Below are 17,650 nucleotides of genomic sequence, written 5' to 3'. Positions count from 1 at the left end.
TCTCATGATGGATACGCTGCTGTCCGGTATGGATCAGCTTTTTACCGTTTCAACCATGATCGCCATGCTGCTGGGTGTCATCGCCGGTGTGATTGCGTCGGCCATTCCCGGCTTCACCATTACCATGGCCATCGTCCTGACCCTGCCTCTCACCTTCACCATGGAGCCGCTGCAAGGCGTGGCCACCATGCTGGCGGTGTATGTCGGCGGCTACAGCGGCGGTCTGATCTCGGCCGCACTGCTCGGCATTCCCGGCACGCCGTCATCGGTTGCGACCACCTTCGACGCCTTCCCCATGGCGCGCAAGGGCGAGCCGGGTCGTGCCTTGGCGCTGGGTATCTGGGCCTCCTTCTTCGGAGCCCTGGTCAGCGTGGTGGTGTTGATCATCGCCGCCCCGCCGCTGGCGATCATCGCCGTCAAGCTCGGTGCCTGGGAATACTTCTCCCTGATCATCTTCGCCATGACGGTGGTCGCCAGCCTGGTCGGCAAGTCCATGCTGAAGGGCCTGATGACTGGGCTTCTGGGGCTGTTGATCGCGACTGTCGGCTCCGATCCGATGATGGGCGTGGCTCGCTTCACCTTTGACTCTGACCTGCTCGCCAACGGCTTTCCCTTCCTGGTGGTGCTGATTGGCATCTTTGCGGTCAGCCAGCTGCTGTCCGAGGTAGAGGACGCAGACGGCATCAAGCACGGTAAGGCGTTGATGCCGGAGAGCATCAGCTTCAGCCCGCTCAAGGCGTTGAAGGAAACCATCAGCTATCCGATCAACCTGCTGCGCTCTTCGCTGGTCGGCGTCTTCATTGGTGCTGTTCCCGGTGCCGGAGGCAGCATCGCCAACCTGCTCGCCTACGACCAGGCCAAGCGTGCCTCCAAGACACCGGAAGCCTTCGGAACGGGCACCCCCGAGGGGGTCATCGCCTCGGAATCCGGTAACTCCGCCACCTCCGGCGGCGGCCTGATTCCGATGATTGCACTCGGCATCCCCGGCAGTGCCGTGGACGCCGTACTGATGGCCTCGTTGATGGTGCATGGTATCGGCGTTGGCCCCCGGCTGATCATGGACCATGGCGACCTGGTCTACGGCATGTTCATGGCGATGCTGGTGGCCGCCGTGATGGTGCTCGTGGTGTGCCTGTTCAGCATGCGCTGGTTCCTGCGCGTCACCGAGGTACCCAAGTCGATCATTGTTCCGGTTGTGCTGGTGTGCTGCGTGATCGGTGCCTTTGCCCTCAACAACCGCGTCACTGACGTCTACCTGCTGTTGGGCGTCGGCATCTTCGGCTACCTGCTGAGCAAGCTCGACTATCCTCTGGCTCCGCTGGTGCTGGGTGTGATCCTGGGCCCCATCGCCGAGACCAACCTGCGCCGGGCGCTGATGTCCGATGAGAACTGGACGCTGTTCTTCACGCGCCCCATCTCACTAGGACTGCTGCTGCTGGCGGCACTGTCCATTGTGCTGGCGATACGCCACCACCGGCGCTCCCGACGCCTGCAGCCGGCCTGACCCCGGCGCGGACGACACCCGACAGACCATGGGGGGCGCAAGCAGCCCCCCGTGATCCACATAACGACAACGTCATCAAGACTCCCCCGACGACAACACAAGGTCTTCCATGCGTTCATTCTCCAAGTATTTGCTGTCTCCCCTTGCCCTTACCTGCGCGGTGGCGGCGGCAGCCCCCTCCCTCGCCGATGAGTCCCGCCAGGTGCGCATTGCCGTGGATGTGCCCTACCCTCCGTTTGAATATCGCGATGCCAACGGTGAACTCGCCGGCTTCGAAATTGATCTGGGCAACGAGCTTTGCCGCCGAGCTGAACTCGACTGCGAATGGATCGTGCAAGGCTGGGACGGCATCATTCCTGGGCTGCTGGCACGCAAGTACGACGCCATCCTGTCATCCATGCGCATCACCGAGGCCCGCGAGCGCCAGGTGCGCTTCAGTGAGCCCTACGCCATGTCACCCAAGGTCTGGGTGGCTCGCCGAGACGCCGTGGTCGATCCCGAAGATCTGGCAAGCCTCGAGGGCATGACCGTCGGCGTGCAGCGCGGCACCACCCAGGACACCTACATCACCGGTCGCTATCGTGAGGTGCTGGACATCCGGCGCTACGCCACCGCCGATGAGGTGGCCCTGGATATGGAAAGCGGGCGCCTGGATCTCGCCTTCATCAACTACCCGGTGGCCATAGAGGCGCTCTCCATCCAGCAGGAAGACGGCGACTTCACCCAGGTCGGCGAGCGCATCAATTCACCGGAGTCGATCTTTGGCAGGGGCAACGCCATCGCCGTACGCCCCCGGGACGAGGCCCTGGCCGCAACCTTCAATGAGGCCCTCGACGAGGTCTATGCCGACGGCACCTTTGAGCGCCTGATGGAGCAGTACTTCGACTACGATCTGCGTCCCGCCAGCCGACTGTAAACCGCTTAGAGTGGCGCCTGACATGACCGTCGGCCCGTAACGAAGCGCGCCCCCACCTTGCGGCTGGGGGCGTGTCGCATTCAGGGATGTGCCACCCTCACGTGCCGGTACGTGGCGACGTTAGGCAATCGAGTTCCTAAGATCGACCATCTCGCGTGGAAGCCCCCTGCCGTGCCAGCAGTGCCCGAACACAGCGTTCGTAAAGCCAGGTGGGCAGCAACCAGTGCAACCCCACCAGGATCTTGGCGTGCAGCGGCAACAGGTAACGCCGATGCGGTCGCGCTGAAGTCAACGCGTGCAGCACTACTCTGGCAATCTGCTCAGGCTCGCCGGCCTGGCGCTGATCGGCCAGCACCCTGGACATGCCACGCTTGATGCGAGCATAGGGTGCGCCTGCGGTATCCTCCTCCAGGGATGCGCGTGCGATGTCTGCCCACTCGCTACGTATCATTCCGGGCTGGACCAGGCTCACCTTGATCCCGAAGGGTCGCAGCTCGACCCTCAACGCATCGCTCAAGGCCTCGAGCGCAAACTTGGTGGCGTGATACCAGCCGCCCACGGGCATCCACAGTCGTCCCGCCATGGAACCGATATTGACGATGCGACCACGGCCACGCTGGCGCATGCTGGGCAGCAACGCCTGGGTCAACGCCATCAGCCCGAAGACATTGACCTCGAACTGACGCCGAGCTTCCTCGATGGGGACTTCTTCCAGCACCCCATAGCTGCCATAGCCGGCATTATTGACAAGCCCCTCGAGCACCACTCCGTCATCACTCAGCGTCTTCACCAGCCTGGCGATACTGTCTCCATCGGCGATATCGAGCGCCATGACGTGGGCGCCTTGCTGCGCCAATGCCTGCATGCGCTCGGTACGTCTGGCAACGGCGTAGACGGTGAAGCCCTCCTCGAGCAGCGCGCGGCTGATGGCATCGCCGATGCCGGATGAAGCCCCTGTCACCAGTACGCTGCCTTTTCCGGCCGACGCTTGATATTGCTCGCTCATATGCAAGATTCCTTGACTCGTGATGGCCTGTGCGCCATGCCTGTCACGGCTGTGGTCACGGACACTTGGCAGAAATCAGCCTGCTTCCATCACGTTATGCTCAAACATGCTTCTGATAGGCAAGGCCCACTCTCAAACGACATATGCTGATCTAGAGTATGAACTGCCTTTTCTTGACGTGGATGGGGGCTGTCTTGGATCGGGGCTGTCTTGGATCGGACCTGTCTTGGATCGGACCTGTCTTGGATCGGACCTGTCTTGGATAGATCTTGACCTGGACTGTGCCTGGCAACCCGTTCGCTGGGTGCTCTCTGCGCGGACTCCAGACGGCATAAGCCGGGTGCCATCGAACGGCATCTGTACTGCTGGCAATGGCGGCCCCAGCGATGCCGCCCACGCCCTCAGGACAGGCTGTTCAACGTCACTAGGTCACCACATCCCGCGTCACAAGAGACCACGCCCCTGAAGGAGTCGCCAATTGATGCGCACGATCCCTGCTATCGCTCTTGCTGTTGCCCTCTGCCTGCCCCTGGCAGCAGGTTCCCAGATCGCCGCGGCCGATGAAATGCCCGGCCGCCAATATGCAGATGTGGGCGACTACCGTGTCGCCTATCGGGAGTGGGGGCAGGAAGGTGATCCTGCTGTCATGCTCATCCATGGCATCCCCCTCAACAGCGTGCTGTTTTCCAAGGTCGGTCCGCTGCTGGCAGAACAGGGCTACCATGTGTTCGCGCCGGGCCAGCTCGGTCTCAGCTACACCGACGGACCCATGGACGCCGACCATTCCCTCAAGGGCCAGGCAGAGATCATGACGGCCTTCGCCAATCAGGTGATGCCAGGCCCCTATATTCTGTTCGGCCACGACCTTGGCGGTGGTATCGCTCAAATCATGGTGACCGATCCTGAGCTGAAAGATCACAACCCGGTGCGCAAGATCGTCATCGGCAACTCCGCCGTGCTGGACATGTGGCCGGTCCCTGAGGCCAACGCGGCTATCGCCAAGGCCAAGTCAGATGAGGCGGAAGAGATCTTCAACGAAGAAAACGTGCGGGACATCGTCAGGAATTTCGCATCTGCGGGGCTGTTGAATCCCGACGAGACCCTGACAGACGAGATACTCAACGACCTTTACGGCAACTATGCAGAAAACGCCTCCACCCGGCGCCACTTCATTGAATACTTGAAGGCCATGGACCATCGCCTGACCCTTGATGCCTCCCCCCAGATGGTGATGTGGAACAAGCCTGCGATGCTGCTGTGGGGGATCCATGATCCCTTCCAGCCCCCCTACGTCTCAGGCGTTGCCCTGGCCCGGATCATGCCTCACGCGACCTGGGAGTACCTGAACGCCAGCCATTTCTATCCGCTGGAACGTCCCCAGGAGGTGGTCGAGGCCTTTGTTCGCTGGGACCGTGAGTGAGCGCACGCGTCTTACGTACGCACTTAGCGCACGCACTTGGCTCCCGCCACCGACCTCACGCCCGCCCTGCGCGGGCGTGCTCTTTTCCTCGCGCTGATAGCTTTGAAAGGTTAGCGAGTCCTCGCTCTCTCGTGATAGAGGCCATACTGATGCATAGTGAGAACACCTAGACGCCTTATACCTCGACCACCCCAGCCCGCACGCGACAGGCGGTCACCGCTACAGCGCTGGACGGCGGGCCTCAAGCGAAGGAGCCCTGATATGGCACGGATCTATGAAGACAACGCCACGGCCATCGGCAACACCCCTCTGGTACGACTGAATCGGGTCAATGAAGGCGCTACCATCTGGGCCAAGATTGAGGGCCGCAACCCGGCCTACAGCGTCAAGTGCCGAATCGGCGCAGCGATGATCTGGGACGCGGAGGAGCGCGGCGTGCTCAAGCCGGGCATGACCATCATCGAGCCCACCAGCGGCAACACCGGGATTGCCCTGGCCTACGTGGCCGCCGCCAAGGGCTATCCGTTGACCCTGACCATGCCGGCCTCGATGAGTCTGGAGCGGCGCAAGGTGTTGAAGGCCCTGGGCGCAGAGCTGGTGCTCACCGATCCAGCCAGGGGCATGCCGGGCGCGATTGCCAAGGCCGAGGAACTGGCCAAGTCGGATCCCGAGCGTTACTTCCTGCCCCAGCAGTTCTCCAATCCGGCCAACCCGCGTATCCACGAAACCACCACCGGGCCGGAAATCTGGCAGGATACCGATGGCGCCATCGACGTCTTCGTCGCTGGTGTCGGCACTGGAGGCACCCTCACTGGGGTCTCACGCTATATCAAGAACACCCAGGGCAAGGCCATCACCACGGTGGCGGTGGAGCCCAGCGACTCCCCCATCCTGACCCAGACCCGGGACGGCGAGTCCCTCTCTCCTGCCCCCCACAAGATTCAGGGCATCGGAGCAGGCTTTGTCCCGGACAACCTGGACATGAGTCTGGTGGATCGCATCGAAACGGTCACCAATGATGATGCCATGGAGATGGCCCACCGGCTGATGCGTGAAGAAGGCATCCTGTGCGGTATCTCGTGCGGTGCAGCTGTTGCGGCCGCCACTCGTATCGCCAAGCTGCCGGAATTCGCCGGCAAGAACATCGTGGTGATACTGCCGGATAGCGCCGAACGCTACCTTACCTCCGCGCTGTTCACGGAACTGTTCACCGAACAGGAACTGAATCAGTAAGCTCCGTCAGACGGCGCTCAACAACAAAGGCGTCGGAGTCTCGCTCCGACGCCTTCACTGTACTGTCGTACTTTCGCTCTCCCACCAGACGAGTCCTATGGACCCGACAGGCCGCGCTATCCTGCCTCGCGATCCTGCATGTCCTGATGGTACTCCTCGGCCAGATTGGCCTTGGTGGCATCATCAAACACACGACCTGCCAGCTGAAAGACCTCCTGCTCTTCTTCTTCCAGATGATGGGTGACCAGATGCTGCAATTTCTTGGCATTGGCCAGCCAGCCTGGTGAGCTATAGTCCGTGGACTCCAGCGTCTCGATCAATTCATCGATTTCGTGGTGCTCGGCCACGCTATGGCGCGCCTTCTCCTGGGTCATGTCATATTCCATCATCGGCACGTACAGCGCTCGCTCTTCCGCACCGGCATGATTCTCGAGCTCTTCCTTTAGTCGCTTGAACAGCTCGTCACGCCCTTCGCTGTTACCTTCCGTCTCCACCAGCAGTTCCAGCAGTCGGCGCTGTTTATCGTGGCTCTCGCGCAGGGCTTCAAAGATGGTCACAGGTCTCTTCCTCCTTGTTGAAGCGATGCCTGCATCGCGCCGTGGGCGGCGTCTGATTACCGGCAACATCACGGTCCGAACTGTGCGTAGCAAGACGCACCACATCATGTACCAAACTTGTACAAGAATGGACGCATAGATCGAAAACTGCAACCAACTGCCTGCCGAGGCCGAAGTCTACCGAGCCGACGGCGCTATCCGCCAAGACGACATCTACGTTGGCGTCTTGCTCCGGTTGAGACGTGAGGAGAAGGAAGCTAAGGCCATAGCACAGCTCCTACGAGAGCCAATGCCAGGATCATCAGCGACACCAGCGCCTCCCCCAAGGTGTAGGTCTTGAAGCCCCCTCGAACGGTGAAGCCAGCGAGTTGAGAAGTGATCCAGAAGCCACTGTCATTGACGTGGCCAATACTGATGCCACCGGAGAGCGCTGCCAGTGCGATCCACAGGGGGTCCACCACACCGGTGCTGGCGGCACCTGCCATGATCGTCATCGCAGTGATGCCGGCGACCGTGCCCGAGCCTTGAGCGATACGAAAAACCGCCGCCAGAGCGTAGGCCAGCAGTACCGTGCCAAGCGCGGACTGACTGTCTTGAAACAGGCTGTCGACCAGCATCTTGCCGATCTGTGTTTCTTGAATCACCTTGCCAAGCGACCCTCCCGCGCCGGTGACCAGCAGCACCAATCCTGCAGTCTGCAGCCCCCGCGTCGCACTCTCATCGCGGGCGTGGCGATCCATCTCCCGCGACGCCACGACGTAAGCCATTAGCGCACCCGCCATCAGCGCCACGATACGGTCGCTCAAGAAGGCCACCAACGGCGGCAGCGCCTCTCCCCCCAGCACACCAATCTGCTGGAAGTAGTCATACAGAGTGCCCGACAGGATCAGCACAATGGGCACCGCTACGGGTGTCAGCGCCAGACCCAGGGAAATTCTCTGGGACGGGCTCTGTTCAGGCTCACCGCACTCTGCTGCCACCACCGCCTGTTGGTCCTTGGCCGGATTCCAGATCCCCAGGTCCAGAATCGTGAAGTAGAGCTTCATCACCACCAGCGCGGTAGCCAGCCCCACTGTCAGCCCAGCGAAGGTCATAAGACCGATATCAAAGCCCAGAATAGACGCCGCTGCGAGTGGGTTAGGTGTCGGCGGCACGATGGTGTGAGACGTGGCTGCACCGATGACCAGTGCCCCGACGGCGTAGGGCAAGGGCTTGCCGAGGGTCTTCGCCAAGGCCACCCCGAGAGGGATCAAGATCACGAAGGTGACGTCGAAAAATACCGGTATCGACAGCAGAAAACCGGTCAAGCCAAGCACGTACAGCCCCATTCCTCTGGGAGCAGCGGCCACCAGGCTATGAGCGATACGATGGGCAGCGCGGGAATCGCTCATCAACTGACCGATGATTACACCAAAACCTATGGGTAGGCCGATGGCCGCCATGATGCCGCCAAAGCCCGCGCCGATGGCATCGACCGTCGACGTCAGTCCCAGGTCCATGGCAAGCCCGAGATACAGGCTGCCGATCACCAGGCCGATGGCCGGATTAAGTTTGGCATAGAGAATAAGGCCAAGAACCAGCCCAATGGCGACGGCTAGATGCAACACTTCCATGAAGACTCCTTCACACTCTGGACTCTGAAGGCCCTCCAGCGGGGCCACAGGGACACGGCTTCCCTGACCTCCGCCCTGGCGGAGATCTTGGATGTAACGATCTCGGGTGATGACAGATGGCAGAGAGGCCTCAGGCCTCCAGGTAGACCACCTGGGTGTGGGTGTACTCGTAGAGGCCGTGCTTGCCATCGGCACCACCAATGCCTGACTTGCGCACACCTGCGTGGAAGCCCTGCATGGCCTCGAAGTTTTCGCGGTTGATGTAGGTCTCGCCGTAATCGATCTCGCGGCAGGCGCGCATGGCGTTGGCCAGGCTGCGGGTATAGATCGAAGAGGTCAGGCCGTACTCGGAGTCATTGGCCAAGGCGATGGCCTCGTCCATGTCCTCCACCACCTGAATGGGCAGCACCGGGCCGAAGATCTCCTGACGCATGATGGCCATGTCGTCGCGGCAACCGGCCAATACCGTGGGTCGATAATGATGTCCCTTGCCCAGATCGGCGACGCTGCCACCGCTGATCACCTCGGCGCCCTCTGCTACCGCCTGCCTGACCATGGCATCGACCTTGGTCAGGCCTGCCTGATTGATCAACGGCCCCATCTCCACGTCAGGCTGGGCCAGAGGATCACCATAGGTGGTGGCATCCATCGCCCGGGACATCCGCTCGATAAACTCGTCGGCCACGCCGCGCTCGACGTAAACCCGTTCGGCACAGTTGCAGACCTGGCCGGTATTGATAATGCGCGAGGCGCGAATGGCCTTCACCGCCAGCTCAAGATCGGCGTCACCGAGGACGATGGCCGGCGCCTTGCCTCCCAGTTCAAGATTGAGCTTGGTCAGGTGGCGCGAGGCGCTTTGCATGATGTGTGAACCGGTAGCGACACTGCCGGTAAAGCTGATCAGGTCCACTCGTGCACTATCGCTGAGCGCCTGTCCAACGCTGCCGCCGGTGCCACTGACCACGTTGAACACGCCCCGAGGCAGGCCCACCTCCTCGACGATGCGGGCAAAGGCAAAACAGTTGTTGGGCGTCTCTTCGCTGGGCTTGATGACGATGGTGTTGCCGGTCACCAGGGCCGGTGCCATCTTGCGGGCGATCAAGAAGAACGGGAAGTTCCAGGGCAGTATCCCGGCCACCACCCCCAGTGGCTTGCGCAGCATCAGGATGGTCTCGTTGGCCCGATCGCTCTCGATCACCTCGCCTTCAATGCGCCGCGCCCACTCGGCCATGTAATCCAGGTAATCTGCAGTGAAATTCACCTCCACCTCGGCCAGGCCGCTCACCTTGCCCTGCTCCTGGGTGATCATGCGAGCTAGTCGCGGCACGTCCTGGCGAATGCGCTCGGCGATTCGGCGCAGGTAGCCGGCCCGCTCGATCGCCGGCAAGGCCGCCCAGCCCTTCTGGGCAGCGCGAGCCGCACCGATGGCATCCTCGACCTGCTTACTGGCGGATTCGGGGATGCGCGACAGCAGCTCGCCATTGGCCGGGTTGAACACCTCCAGATGATCTTGCGAGTCGACGAAGGCGCCGTTGATATAGTTCTGGTGAATCGGAATCTGGCTCATGTCTGTGTTCCTGTCTTGTCGTTGTCGGATGCTGTGCTGGGGCACAGCCGCATCAGTAAGTACGTGACGCGCCAGTTGCCGACCGGCCCTTCACCGTCTCATCGAACCTTGCCAGCGATGCTCGCGCCGCCTGGCGTAGCAGGCTGACGTCAATCGACACGGCGGCGAAATCACAGCCAAGGCCAATGTAGCGACGGGCGTCATCTTCCTGAGGAGCGAGAATTCCCACCGCCTTGCCTGTCGCCTTGACGGTCTCGATGGTGGCGGCAATCGCCTTCTGCACATTGGGATGCCCCGGGTTTCCAGGGTGTCCCAGCGCCGACGATAGATCTGCGGGGCCGATGAACACCGCGTCCACTCCTTCCACCGCGGCAATTGCAGCGGCATTGTCAACGCCGGCGACGGATTCAATCTGTACGATCAGGCATAGCTCCTGATGGGCCACCGCCAGGTAGTCGTCGACGTCGTCCCAGCGCGTGGCTCGCACCAGGCCACCACCGACACCTCGCTTGCCATGGGGCGGGTAGCGCATGGCCGCCACCAGCGCGCGGGCCTGGGCTTCGGTTTCCACCATGGGCACCATCAGTGTCTGGGCCCCGATGTCGAGCAGCTGCTTGATCAAGGCGGGGTCATGGTTGACTGAGCGCACCACCGGTGCCACCGGATAGGCGGCTACCGCCTGCAGCTGGGCCAGAATCTGCGGCACCGTGTTGGGCGCATGTTCGCCATCGATCAACATCCAGTCGTAGCCAAGTCCTGCTTCAATTTCGGCGCAGTAGCCGCTGGCAAAGCCAGACCAGAGACCGTACTGCACGGCGTCGCGCTCAAGACCGGCGCGAAAACGGTTGTCGGGAGGTTGCATGATCAGACTCCACCTTCAAGGTCGGATAAGGCATCGCGGTGTGGGCTCACGATGCAGGGTCAGGATTGGCTCTATTGCAGGTTGACGAACATGCCGCCATCCACCAGCAGCGATGCGCCGGTGACATAGCGGGCCATGTCAGAGGCCAGAAAGACGATAGGACCGGCCAGGTCGTCCGGGCGCCCAAGACGACCCAGCGGAGTGCGCGACTCCATGTACTGACGTTTGTCGGTATCGCTCAAATCGTCTCGGTTGATGTCGGTCTCGATAGTGCCGGGCAGCACGGCATTGCAGCGAATACCGTAGGGCCCGAGCGCCACCGCGCAGGACTGCATCAACGACAGCAGGCCAGCCTTTGTGGGCGTGTAGTGGGTCTGCATGGCGCCCCCCACCAGGGCGCTGATCGAGCTGACCGCGATGATGGCTCCACCTCGGCCCTGCTCCTTCATTTGATTGGCCGCCGCCTGGACCGCGAAGTAGGCCCCGTTGAGGTTGGTATCCACGGTCTTCAAGTAGGTCTCACGAGGCATGTCGAGAAAGCTGTGGAAGGGGCAAATGCCGGCATTGTTGACGAACACGTCGACCCCGGAGAAGTGCTCCACCGCTGCGGCCACCAGCGCCGCGCCGGTGTCAGGATCTTCCGCCGGGGCGCCCACGGCGACGGCCTTGCGCCCCTGCGCTTCGATCTGCTGAATCAACTCATCGACCTGGCCCTTGCTGGTGGGACTACCGCTGTAGCCGATGACCAGGTTGGCGCCCTGACGAGCGCATTCCAATGCAGCTGCTGCACCGATACCGCGAGAGGCACCGGTAATGATGACGGTCTTGTCGTTGAGCAACATCGCGTTCTCCTGAAATAGAGGGGACGTAACGTTCCAATGGGTCTGAGGCCACGGGCGAGGCGCCCCTTACAGCCGATAGCAGCGTCTGGCGTTGTCGCGAAACAGGGCATCACGTTCACTCGCAGAAGCGCCAGCCACGATCTCGAGGTACGTTCGCCAGATGTCTTCATAACCGGCGTACAGGCCATCCACCGGAAAGTTGGAGGCGAACATGGCGCGTTCGACGCCGAAGGCATCGATGGCTTCCCATACCAGTGGTGTCAGGGAGTCACGCGTCCACTGGTGGTCGAGCATGCCGAATCCACTGAGCTTGATCATGACGTTGTCGCAGGCCGCCAGCTCACGCAGTCCGTCTCTCCACAGGCGCCAGCCATCGAGAAGCTGGCGGTCCACGTACATGCCCGCGTGATTGAGCACGAAAAGGATGTCGTCGTATTCACGCGCCAACGCTGCCGCCTGGGCCATCTGGCTCGGGTAGATCTGGAGATCGAAGGACAGTCCTCGGCCGGCCAGCAGCGCCAGATTTCGGCGCCACACAGGGTCGCTCAGGTAGTCACGACCGACATAGTCGTAAAGCGGATCATGATGCACATTGAGGATCTGGCGCACGCCGCGAACCCTGTCGCTCATCGCCCTCTGGGCATCGAGTCGCGCCTCCACGTCCTGTCGCGACAGATCCAGGCCGACCACCAGGGCATCAGGTGCCAGTGGCGCTCCGCTATCGACCACCTGCGTCAGCCAGCGAGTCTCCGCTACCGGATCAACAGCATCGGCTTCCACATGAACACAGGCCTCGATGTCGATCGCGCCTCGGGCACGCTCAAGGTCCCTCGGCAGATGATCTTTCGCCATCGGCGTGTAGTCGCCCAGTAGGTTGGGCTTTGGACGGTTCAACCATGGCTGGATACCGTTCGCCAGGGACCAGTAATGCAGATGAGGATCAACGACCGATAACACGCTCATGACGTCGCTCCCGGACCGAAGGTAAAGACTTCCTCGAGATCCACCACCACCGGCGAATCATCGGGATGGGTCTGCATGATATCGGCCATGTGCGTCCACCACCGCCGCATGACAGGGAGCTTTGGCAAGTCATCGACGGTGTGCCCCTCGGCCAGCTGCATCACCGCAAAAAGAGCGTTCCGTTCGCTGTCCACGTAGATGCGATAGTCGATCACTCCGGCCTCAGCCAGTGCCTGGCCCAGCTCGGGCCATAGCGCATCGTGACGGCGCCGATACTCGGCTTGCTGACCGGGACTCAGGGTCATACGGAAGGCTCTAAGTTCCATAGGGCTTCCTCGAGGCGTTCGACGTCAGTGAGTATATGGGCGTGCAAGTTCACACTCGGGATTGAGGCGTACCCCGAAGCCCGGCTTGTCCAGCGCCGATACCGACATGCGGCCCTGGCTTGGCACCGGCTCATCCAGCAGCAACGGATGGAACATTGGCACCACCTCGTCGGCTTTCGGGGCCATCATCAGGAACTCGGCGAAGGGGCTGTTATGGCGGGTAATCACAAAGTGATAGCTGTAGACCGAGGAGCCGTGCGGCACGACCAGCTTGTTGTGAGCGTCGGCCAGCGCGGAGATCTTGATCAGCTCAGTCACCCCACCACACCAGCCCACGTCGGGCTGAATGACGTCACAGCAGTCCATCTCCATCAGCAGGCGGAAGCCCCAGCGAGTGGCCTCGTGCTCACCGGTGTTGACCAACATGCCTTTGGGCACATTGCGCTTGAGTTCGGCGTACCCCCAGTAATCGTCTGGCGGCAGGGCCTCCTCGATCCACTTGAGGCCAAGCTCGCTAGCCCCCTGAGCCAATCGCGTGGCGTAGTTCACGTCCAGGCTCATCCAGCAGTCATACATCAGCCAGAAGTCGTCACCGACCCGGGAGCGCATCTCGGCCAGATGTTCAAGGTTGCGGGCCAGCCCCTGATTGCCCTCGGCGGGGCCATGAACAAGCGGCATCTTGCCACCTATAAAACCCATGTCCTTGGCCAGGTCCGGGCGTGCTCCGGTGGCGTAGAACTGCAGCTCATCGCGCACGGCCCCTCCCAGCAGTTCATGTACCGGCTCGCCGCGCACCTTGCCGAGCAGATCCCAGAGGGCCAGGTCGACCCCGGAGATGGTATTGATCACGATGCCCTTGCGCCCATAGAACAACGTGGCGTTGAACATCTGATCCCACATCTTCTCGATCTCGGTGATCTTGCGACCCTCGAGAAACCTCGCCAAGTGCCGCTCGACGATAAAGGCACCGATATCGCCGGCAGTGGTCACAGCAAAACCTACCGTGCCATCGCTGGCCTCCACCTCCACCACCAGGGTGCCCAGTACGTTGAGCCCGAAGCTGCGGCGATTCATTCGGTATTCGGGATACTTGCTCATGGGCGTGGATATCTGCCCGTCGATCCAGTGACCTTCGGCCTGATCGTGGTAGTCGGCACCCCCACCGCGAACGGTGAAGGCACGAACCTGCTTGATGGTGACCGCACTCATGTAGCGCTTCCTCGCTTATGCACTTGGACTGACACCTTTCTAGCCAATCCGGGCATAGCCTCACCAATCAAAAAGCCGGCTTGCGCGATACCTTTTTATTATCAGAGTGCGTAAAGTCCCATGGGCGGGGGTTTGTCGGTACTGGCCTGATAAAGCCTAACTTGGTAATACAGACCAATGTCTAACATCAACTTGGTCGCGCCACCCCATAATCTCCGGGTATCACATTGCATTCCGGGAGCCAGGATGGACACCCATCACGCCCTGTTGTCTCGCTTGCGCTACAAGCACCTGATGATGATCTCGACGCTGGGGCGGCGTCGAAATCTCCATCAGACAGCCGATGCCATGCACATGTCTCAGCCAGCAGCAACGCGAATGCTGAGCGAAATCGAGCGGACCTTCGCTAGCCAGTTGTTCACGCGAACGTCCAGAGGGATGTTGCCCACCAGCGTGGGTGAGATGCTGATCGACTTCGCGGACAACGCTCTGGCTCGACTCGACCGCTGCGCCGAGGAAGTTCGCCGTCATCAACTAGGCGGCCAAGGGCAGCTGGCTGTGGGAGCCATCATGGGTGCAGCACCCGACCTGGTCGCTGGTGCCATCATCGCCCTCAAACGTGACCGACCGTTGCTGCAGATACGCCTGATGGGCGAGACCAGCGACCAGCTAGCCGAACTACTGGAACAGGGCAAGATTGAACTGGCTATCGCACGCTATACCTCCGTCCTGCAGCACAATGCCTTTGATTTCGAGCCTCTCGGCGAGGAAACCCTGTTGACGGTAGTACGGTGCGGACATCCGCTACTGGAACACGACCTTCCGCCACTGACGGCCCTGCTGGATGAATGGCCGTGGATCCTGCAGCCGATGAGCACACCGGCGCGCCAGGCCCTGGAAAAAGCCTTCGAGACCTTGGGAGTGGTATCGCCTCGGGACGTGATCGAATGCAGCTCGATCTTTGCTGCCTTGCAGCTGGTACAGCGCAGCGATGGCTTGATGGTGATGTCAGAAAGTGTGCTGAGAGAGCACCTCGAGATGGAGCGCGTGCAGCGCCTACCGGTCACTCTGGCAAGAACCTTGGCTCCCTTCGGCCTGATCACTCGCAAAGACAGCTTACTGAGCGAGCCGGCTCGCGCCCTGGCGGAACGCTTGCGGCAAGAGGCCGCAACGCTCAAGCATGGGTCCCGCTGACAGTCATCCCTGGCTTGATCACTCGCGCTATTGGTGGTTTGCTAATACAACATGCGACAAGGACCTTCCTATTGAGAGCCGTCCTTCGAAGCCTGCTTCTGGCAGGGTGCGTTGTCCTATTGAGTCACCCCAGTCACCCGAGCTACGCGGCGAATGCCGCTCCGGCTGCCGACGATCAGCGTGTCTTGATCGGTATCTCCGGCAGCTCCGATCTTGATATCGGCTTTAGCGCCGCCATTTCCCGCCACAACCAGCAGGGTCCTTCGTCACATCGGATTGAAATGACCACACGACAGGATGCCCTGTTCACCCTGGTGGAGCTGGACACCATGTTGAAAGAGCGCCTGAAAACCGCCTGCCTCCTGGCAGCCTTGGCTGAGGTGCGCCGCATCAGCGCCGAGCAGGTCGGCCTACTGGGGCAAGATGGCGATGAGTTCCGCTTTCGCCTGCTGACCATGATATTACCGGTGACGGCAGCGCCCGACGTTGCACTGGTCACCAGCGAGGACATCGTGGCAGAGCTGGAAGACGGTGAGCGACGGCAGACGCCACGTACCTTGGCAGGATGCCTTGGTCATCTGGGCAATCACGCCGCAGCCTTGGCCGCCAACGGACATGATGTGATTCTCGCCATTCCTCATCCGCAAGCACTCAGCTGGGCCGCTGCCCATGAGCAAGGGCCAGAGTCCCTAAGAGGCTATGCCCTGGGCATCCTGCTCGGCGAAGCGGTAGCCTTGGCAGCACCGGATCTTACTCGATCGTCACTCACCGCAGCGCTGCAAGGCATGCCCCTTAGCGCCAACACGGTCTACCTGGAGCCACACTTCACCCCTGCATCACTGATCAGAGCGCCGCTCAGATAGCAGTAAAGAGTCGAGCCGCCAGATACATGCCGAGCGCGAACACCACATGACCTACCACATTATTCATGCGTGCGAGACCAGGGTTCGGTGCATTGGAACAAGCCACGCCAACCCCCAGTCCCGGCTGCAGGATGAACCAGCCGGCCCCAACGGTCACCAGCCCCACCAGCAGAGCCGGACCAAACGTCGGCATAGCGGCCCATTCAAGGCCCCAAATCAGCAGAAGTACCAGCGCGAAACTGATTCCTACCACGTAGTGCATGCACCATCCGATGGCCAGCTCACCTCGGACAGGTGCCGACGAGGAGATACCTTGACGATGAACCAGCTGACCTCGCGGCAGGCCAGCGAACCAGCGGCCGATCAGGTGCCAGGGCGGTAGCGGCTGACCCAACGTCCTGTTCAGCAGCAGGTTCCATACATCGAGTAGCGCAGTGCCACCAAGCCCGATCAATACCGCAAGTCCCAAGGTTTCCAGCATGTTCGCCTCCCTGCCGGGGCACTCGTGCCCCCTGATGATCCAGTAGAGAAAAGCCACTAGGCCCATCCCTGTTCGCTCTACTATCGAATAGGTCGACACATTTCCACAATGCTCTTTTGGGTGGATCTCCCGTGATCGCTGCGCTAAGGCCGGGACATAGACGCCCAGCCCCTCATCACGACGAACTGGAGCGCAGCGGATAGTGCTTAAGCGCGCCCACGTGTAGCAAATGGCTGAACGTATAGAGAGTCCATGCATGCGGCTCTTAAATAAAGAAAGCCCAACTCCTTTCGGAATTGGGCTTTTCTAAATAAATGCCTGACGTCGGGGCGGCCTTCCGCCTACTCACGCATGGGGGTGAGCCACCCTGGCGCTCTTTACAACGGCTCCAGCGAAGCTGCAAAGGGTGGCGAACGCCACGAGCCCGCCCTTGAGAAGAGCCAGGCCGGACCACGCCGAGGGAGCCATCGACCCGCACTCATCTATGGGCAACGATCTTGACCTTGTGGAAAATCCCGATATCCGCAGTGGCACTAGCAACCAGGCAGCTTGCCTCTCGCATGGGGGTGAGTCACCCCAAGCTTTTGCAGCGAAGCTGCAAGGGGTGGCGAACGACGCGAGCTTGCGAGCGGCCGGACCGCGCCGAGGGGGTTATCGGCGCGGCCCCACAAATAAAGAGCGGCTGAACGTATCAAGAGCCCATGCATGCGGCTTTTTACACAAAAGAAAGCCCGATTATCTCTCGATAACCGGGCTTCTTCTGAATAAATGCCTGACGCCTCTGCGGCCACTTCGTGGCCTTGAGCCTGGGCTCGGGGCGCCGCAAGCGGCTTTACATCCCTCGCCCGTTCGAGCCTGACAATGCGTTGCATTGTCCGGGCGGCTCTCACCCTACTCTCGCATGCGAGGAAGGGTCATCGGTCAGACATAAGCAAAAACCCCCAACTCCTTCGGAGTCGGGGGTTTTTGCTTATGTAAATGCCTGACGATGACCTACTCTCGCATGGGGAGACCCCACACTACCATCGGCGCTGAGCGGTTTCACTTCTGAGTTCGGCAAGGGATCAGGTGGTTCCCACTCGCTATGGTCGTCA

General features: G+C 61.1%; 16 protein-coding genes and 1 rRNA gene. 6 read left to right on the top strand and 11 right to left on the bottom strand.

From position 1 onward, the window contains the following. The first annotated feature begins 4 nt into the window (after window positions 1–4). Window positions 5–1,504: a tripartite tricarboxylate transporter permease gene (locus tag KUV72_RS09055; protein ID WP_261317428.1), complete on the top strand. Its 1,500-nt coding sequence runs from the start codon at window positions 5–7 to the stop codon at window positions 1,502–1,504. Window positions 1,505–1,613: 109 nt separating this feature from the next. Continuing rightward, window positions 1,614–2,420, top strand: coding sequence for a transporter substrate-binding domain-containing protein (locus tag KUV72_RS09050; protein ID WP_206936883.1), 807 nt, complete (start codon window positions 1,614–1,616; stop codon window positions 2,418–2,420). A gap of 136 nt (window positions 2,421–2,556) precedes the next feature. Here KUV72_RS09050 and KUV72_RS09045 read toward each other — a convergent pair whose 3' ends face one another. Next, window positions 2,557–3,426, bottom strand: a complete 870-nt coding sequence (locus KUV72_RS09045; protein ID WP_222238075.1) for an oxidoreductase — start codon at window positions 3,424–3,426, stop codon at window positions 2,557–2,559. A gap of 481 nt (window positions 3,427–3,907) precedes the next feature. Here KUV72_RS09045 and KUV72_RS09040 point away from each other — a divergent pair, with 481 nt between their 5' ends. Beyond that, entirely contained in the window at window positions 3,908–4,846 is a 939-nt protein-coding gene (locus KUV72_RS09040; protein WP_222238074.1) for an alpha/beta fold hydrolase, read from the top strand. A 261-nt stretch (window positions 4,847–5,107) separates the two neighbouring features. Then, a complete protein-coding gene (cysK, locus tag KUV72_RS09035; protein WP_206936878.1) occupies window positions 5,108–6,079 on the top strand; it encodes a cysteine synthase A in 972 nt (323 codons plus the stop codon). A 116-nt stretch (window positions 6,080–6,195) separates the two neighbouring features. On the opposite strand, the gene KUV72_RS09030 is transcribed toward cysK, so the two are convergent. The 8 genes from KUV72_RS09030 to rhmD form a co-directional block, all read right to left on the bottom strand. Next, window positions 6,196–6,636 carry a hemerythrin domain-containing protein gene (locus KUV72_RS09030; RefSeq protein WP_206936877.1) on the bottom strand — a complete coding sequence of 147 codons (441 nt, stop codon included), beginning with the start codon at window positions 6,634–6,636 and terminating at the stop codon, window positions 6,196–6,198. 257 nt (window positions 6,637–6,893) lie between these two features. Continuing rightward, complete coding sequence (locus tag KUV72_RS09025) at window positions 6,894–8,249, bottom strand: GntP family permease (RefSeq protein ID WP_222238073.1); 1,356 nt, start codon at window positions 8,247–8,249, stop codon at window positions 6,894–6,896. Window positions 8,250–8,379: 130 nt separating this feature from the next. Continuing rightward, window positions 8,380–9,816 (bottom strand): aldehyde dehydrogenase, encoded by a 1,437-nt coding sequence (gene aldA, locus KUV72_RS09020; protein ID WP_222238072.1) that lies wholly within the window; start codon window positions 9,814–9,816, stop codon window positions 8,380–8,382. Window positions 9,817–9,868: 52 nt separating this feature from the next. Further along, entirely contained in the window at window positions 9,869–10,678 is an 810-nt protein-coding gene (locus KUV72_RS09015; protein WP_222238071.1) for an aldolase/citrate lyase family protein, read from the bottom strand. A 71-nt stretch (window positions 10,679–10,749) separates the two neighbouring features. Next, window positions 10,750–11,520 carry an SDR family NAD(P)-dependent oxidoreductase gene (locus KUV72_RS09010; RefSeq protein ID WP_206936869.1) on the bottom strand — a complete coding sequence of 257 codons (771 nt, stop codon included), beginning with the start codon at window positions 11,518–11,520 and terminating at the stop codon, window positions 10,750–10,752. A gap of 66 nt (window positions 11,521–11,586) precedes the next feature. Further along, window positions 11,587–12,483, bottom strand: coding sequence for an amidohydrolase family protein (locus KUV72_RS09005; protein ID WP_206936868.1), 897 nt, complete (start codon window positions 12,481–12,483; stop codon window positions 11,587–11,589). Beyond that, a complete protein-coding gene (rhaM, locus tag KUV72_RS09000; RefSeq protein ID WP_206936866.1) occupies window positions 12,480–12,809 on the bottom strand; it encodes an L-rhamnose mutarotase in 330 nt (109 codons plus the stop codon). Before rhaM ends, KUV72_RS09005 begins: the two co-directional genes overlap by 4 nt. 24 nt (window positions 12,810–12,833) lie before the next feature. Beyond that, a complete protein-coding gene (gene rhmD, locus KUV72_RS08995; RefSeq protein WP_206936865.1) occupies window positions 12,834–14,018 on the bottom strand; it encodes an L-rhamnonate dehydratase in 1,185 nt (394 codons plus the stop codon). Window positions 14,019–14,264: 246 nt separating this feature from the next. On the opposite strand from rhmD, the gene KUV72_RS08990 reads away from it, so the two are divergent. Beyond that, window positions 14,265–15,212, top strand: coding sequence for a LysR family transcriptional regulator (locus tag KUV72_RS08990; protein WP_206936863.1), 948 nt, complete (start codon window positions 14,265–14,267; stop codon window positions 15,210–15,212). Between the two features lie 119 nt (window positions 15,213–15,331). Continuing rightward, the gene (locus KUV72_RS08985; protein ID WP_206936862.1) at window positions 15,332–16,075 is read left to right on the top strand and encodes a hypothetical protein; all 744 of its coding nucleotides are present in this window, start codon (window positions 15,332–15,334) and stop codon (window positions 16,073–16,075) included. Here the strand turns inward: KUV72_RS08985 and KUV72_RS08980 are convergent. Both KUV72_RS08980 and rrf read right to left on the bottom strand, forming a co-directional pair. Beyond that, on the bottom strand, window positions 16,068–16,556 hold the full coding sequence (locus KUV72_RS08980; RefSeq protein ID WP_206936860.1) for a DUF2938 domain-containing protein: 489 nt from the start codon (window positions 16,554–16,556) through the stop codon (window positions 16,068–16,070). The genes KUV72_RS08985 and KUV72_RS08980 overlap by 8 nt on opposite strands. 980 nt (window positions 16,557–17,536) lie before the next feature. Next, a 5S ribosomal RNA gene (rrf, locus tag KUV72_RS08975) occupies window positions 17,537–17,650 on the bottom strand; the annotation flags it as partial.

Origin of the sequence: Halomonas sp. DP4Y7-1 (genome assembly GCF_019800705.1) — a bacterium.
GTDB lineage: Bacteria > Pseudomonadota > Gammaproteobacteria > Pseudomonadales > Halomonadaceae > Halomonas > Halomonas litopenaei_A.
This window is presented reverse-complemented; position numbering and strand designations above follow the sequence as displayed.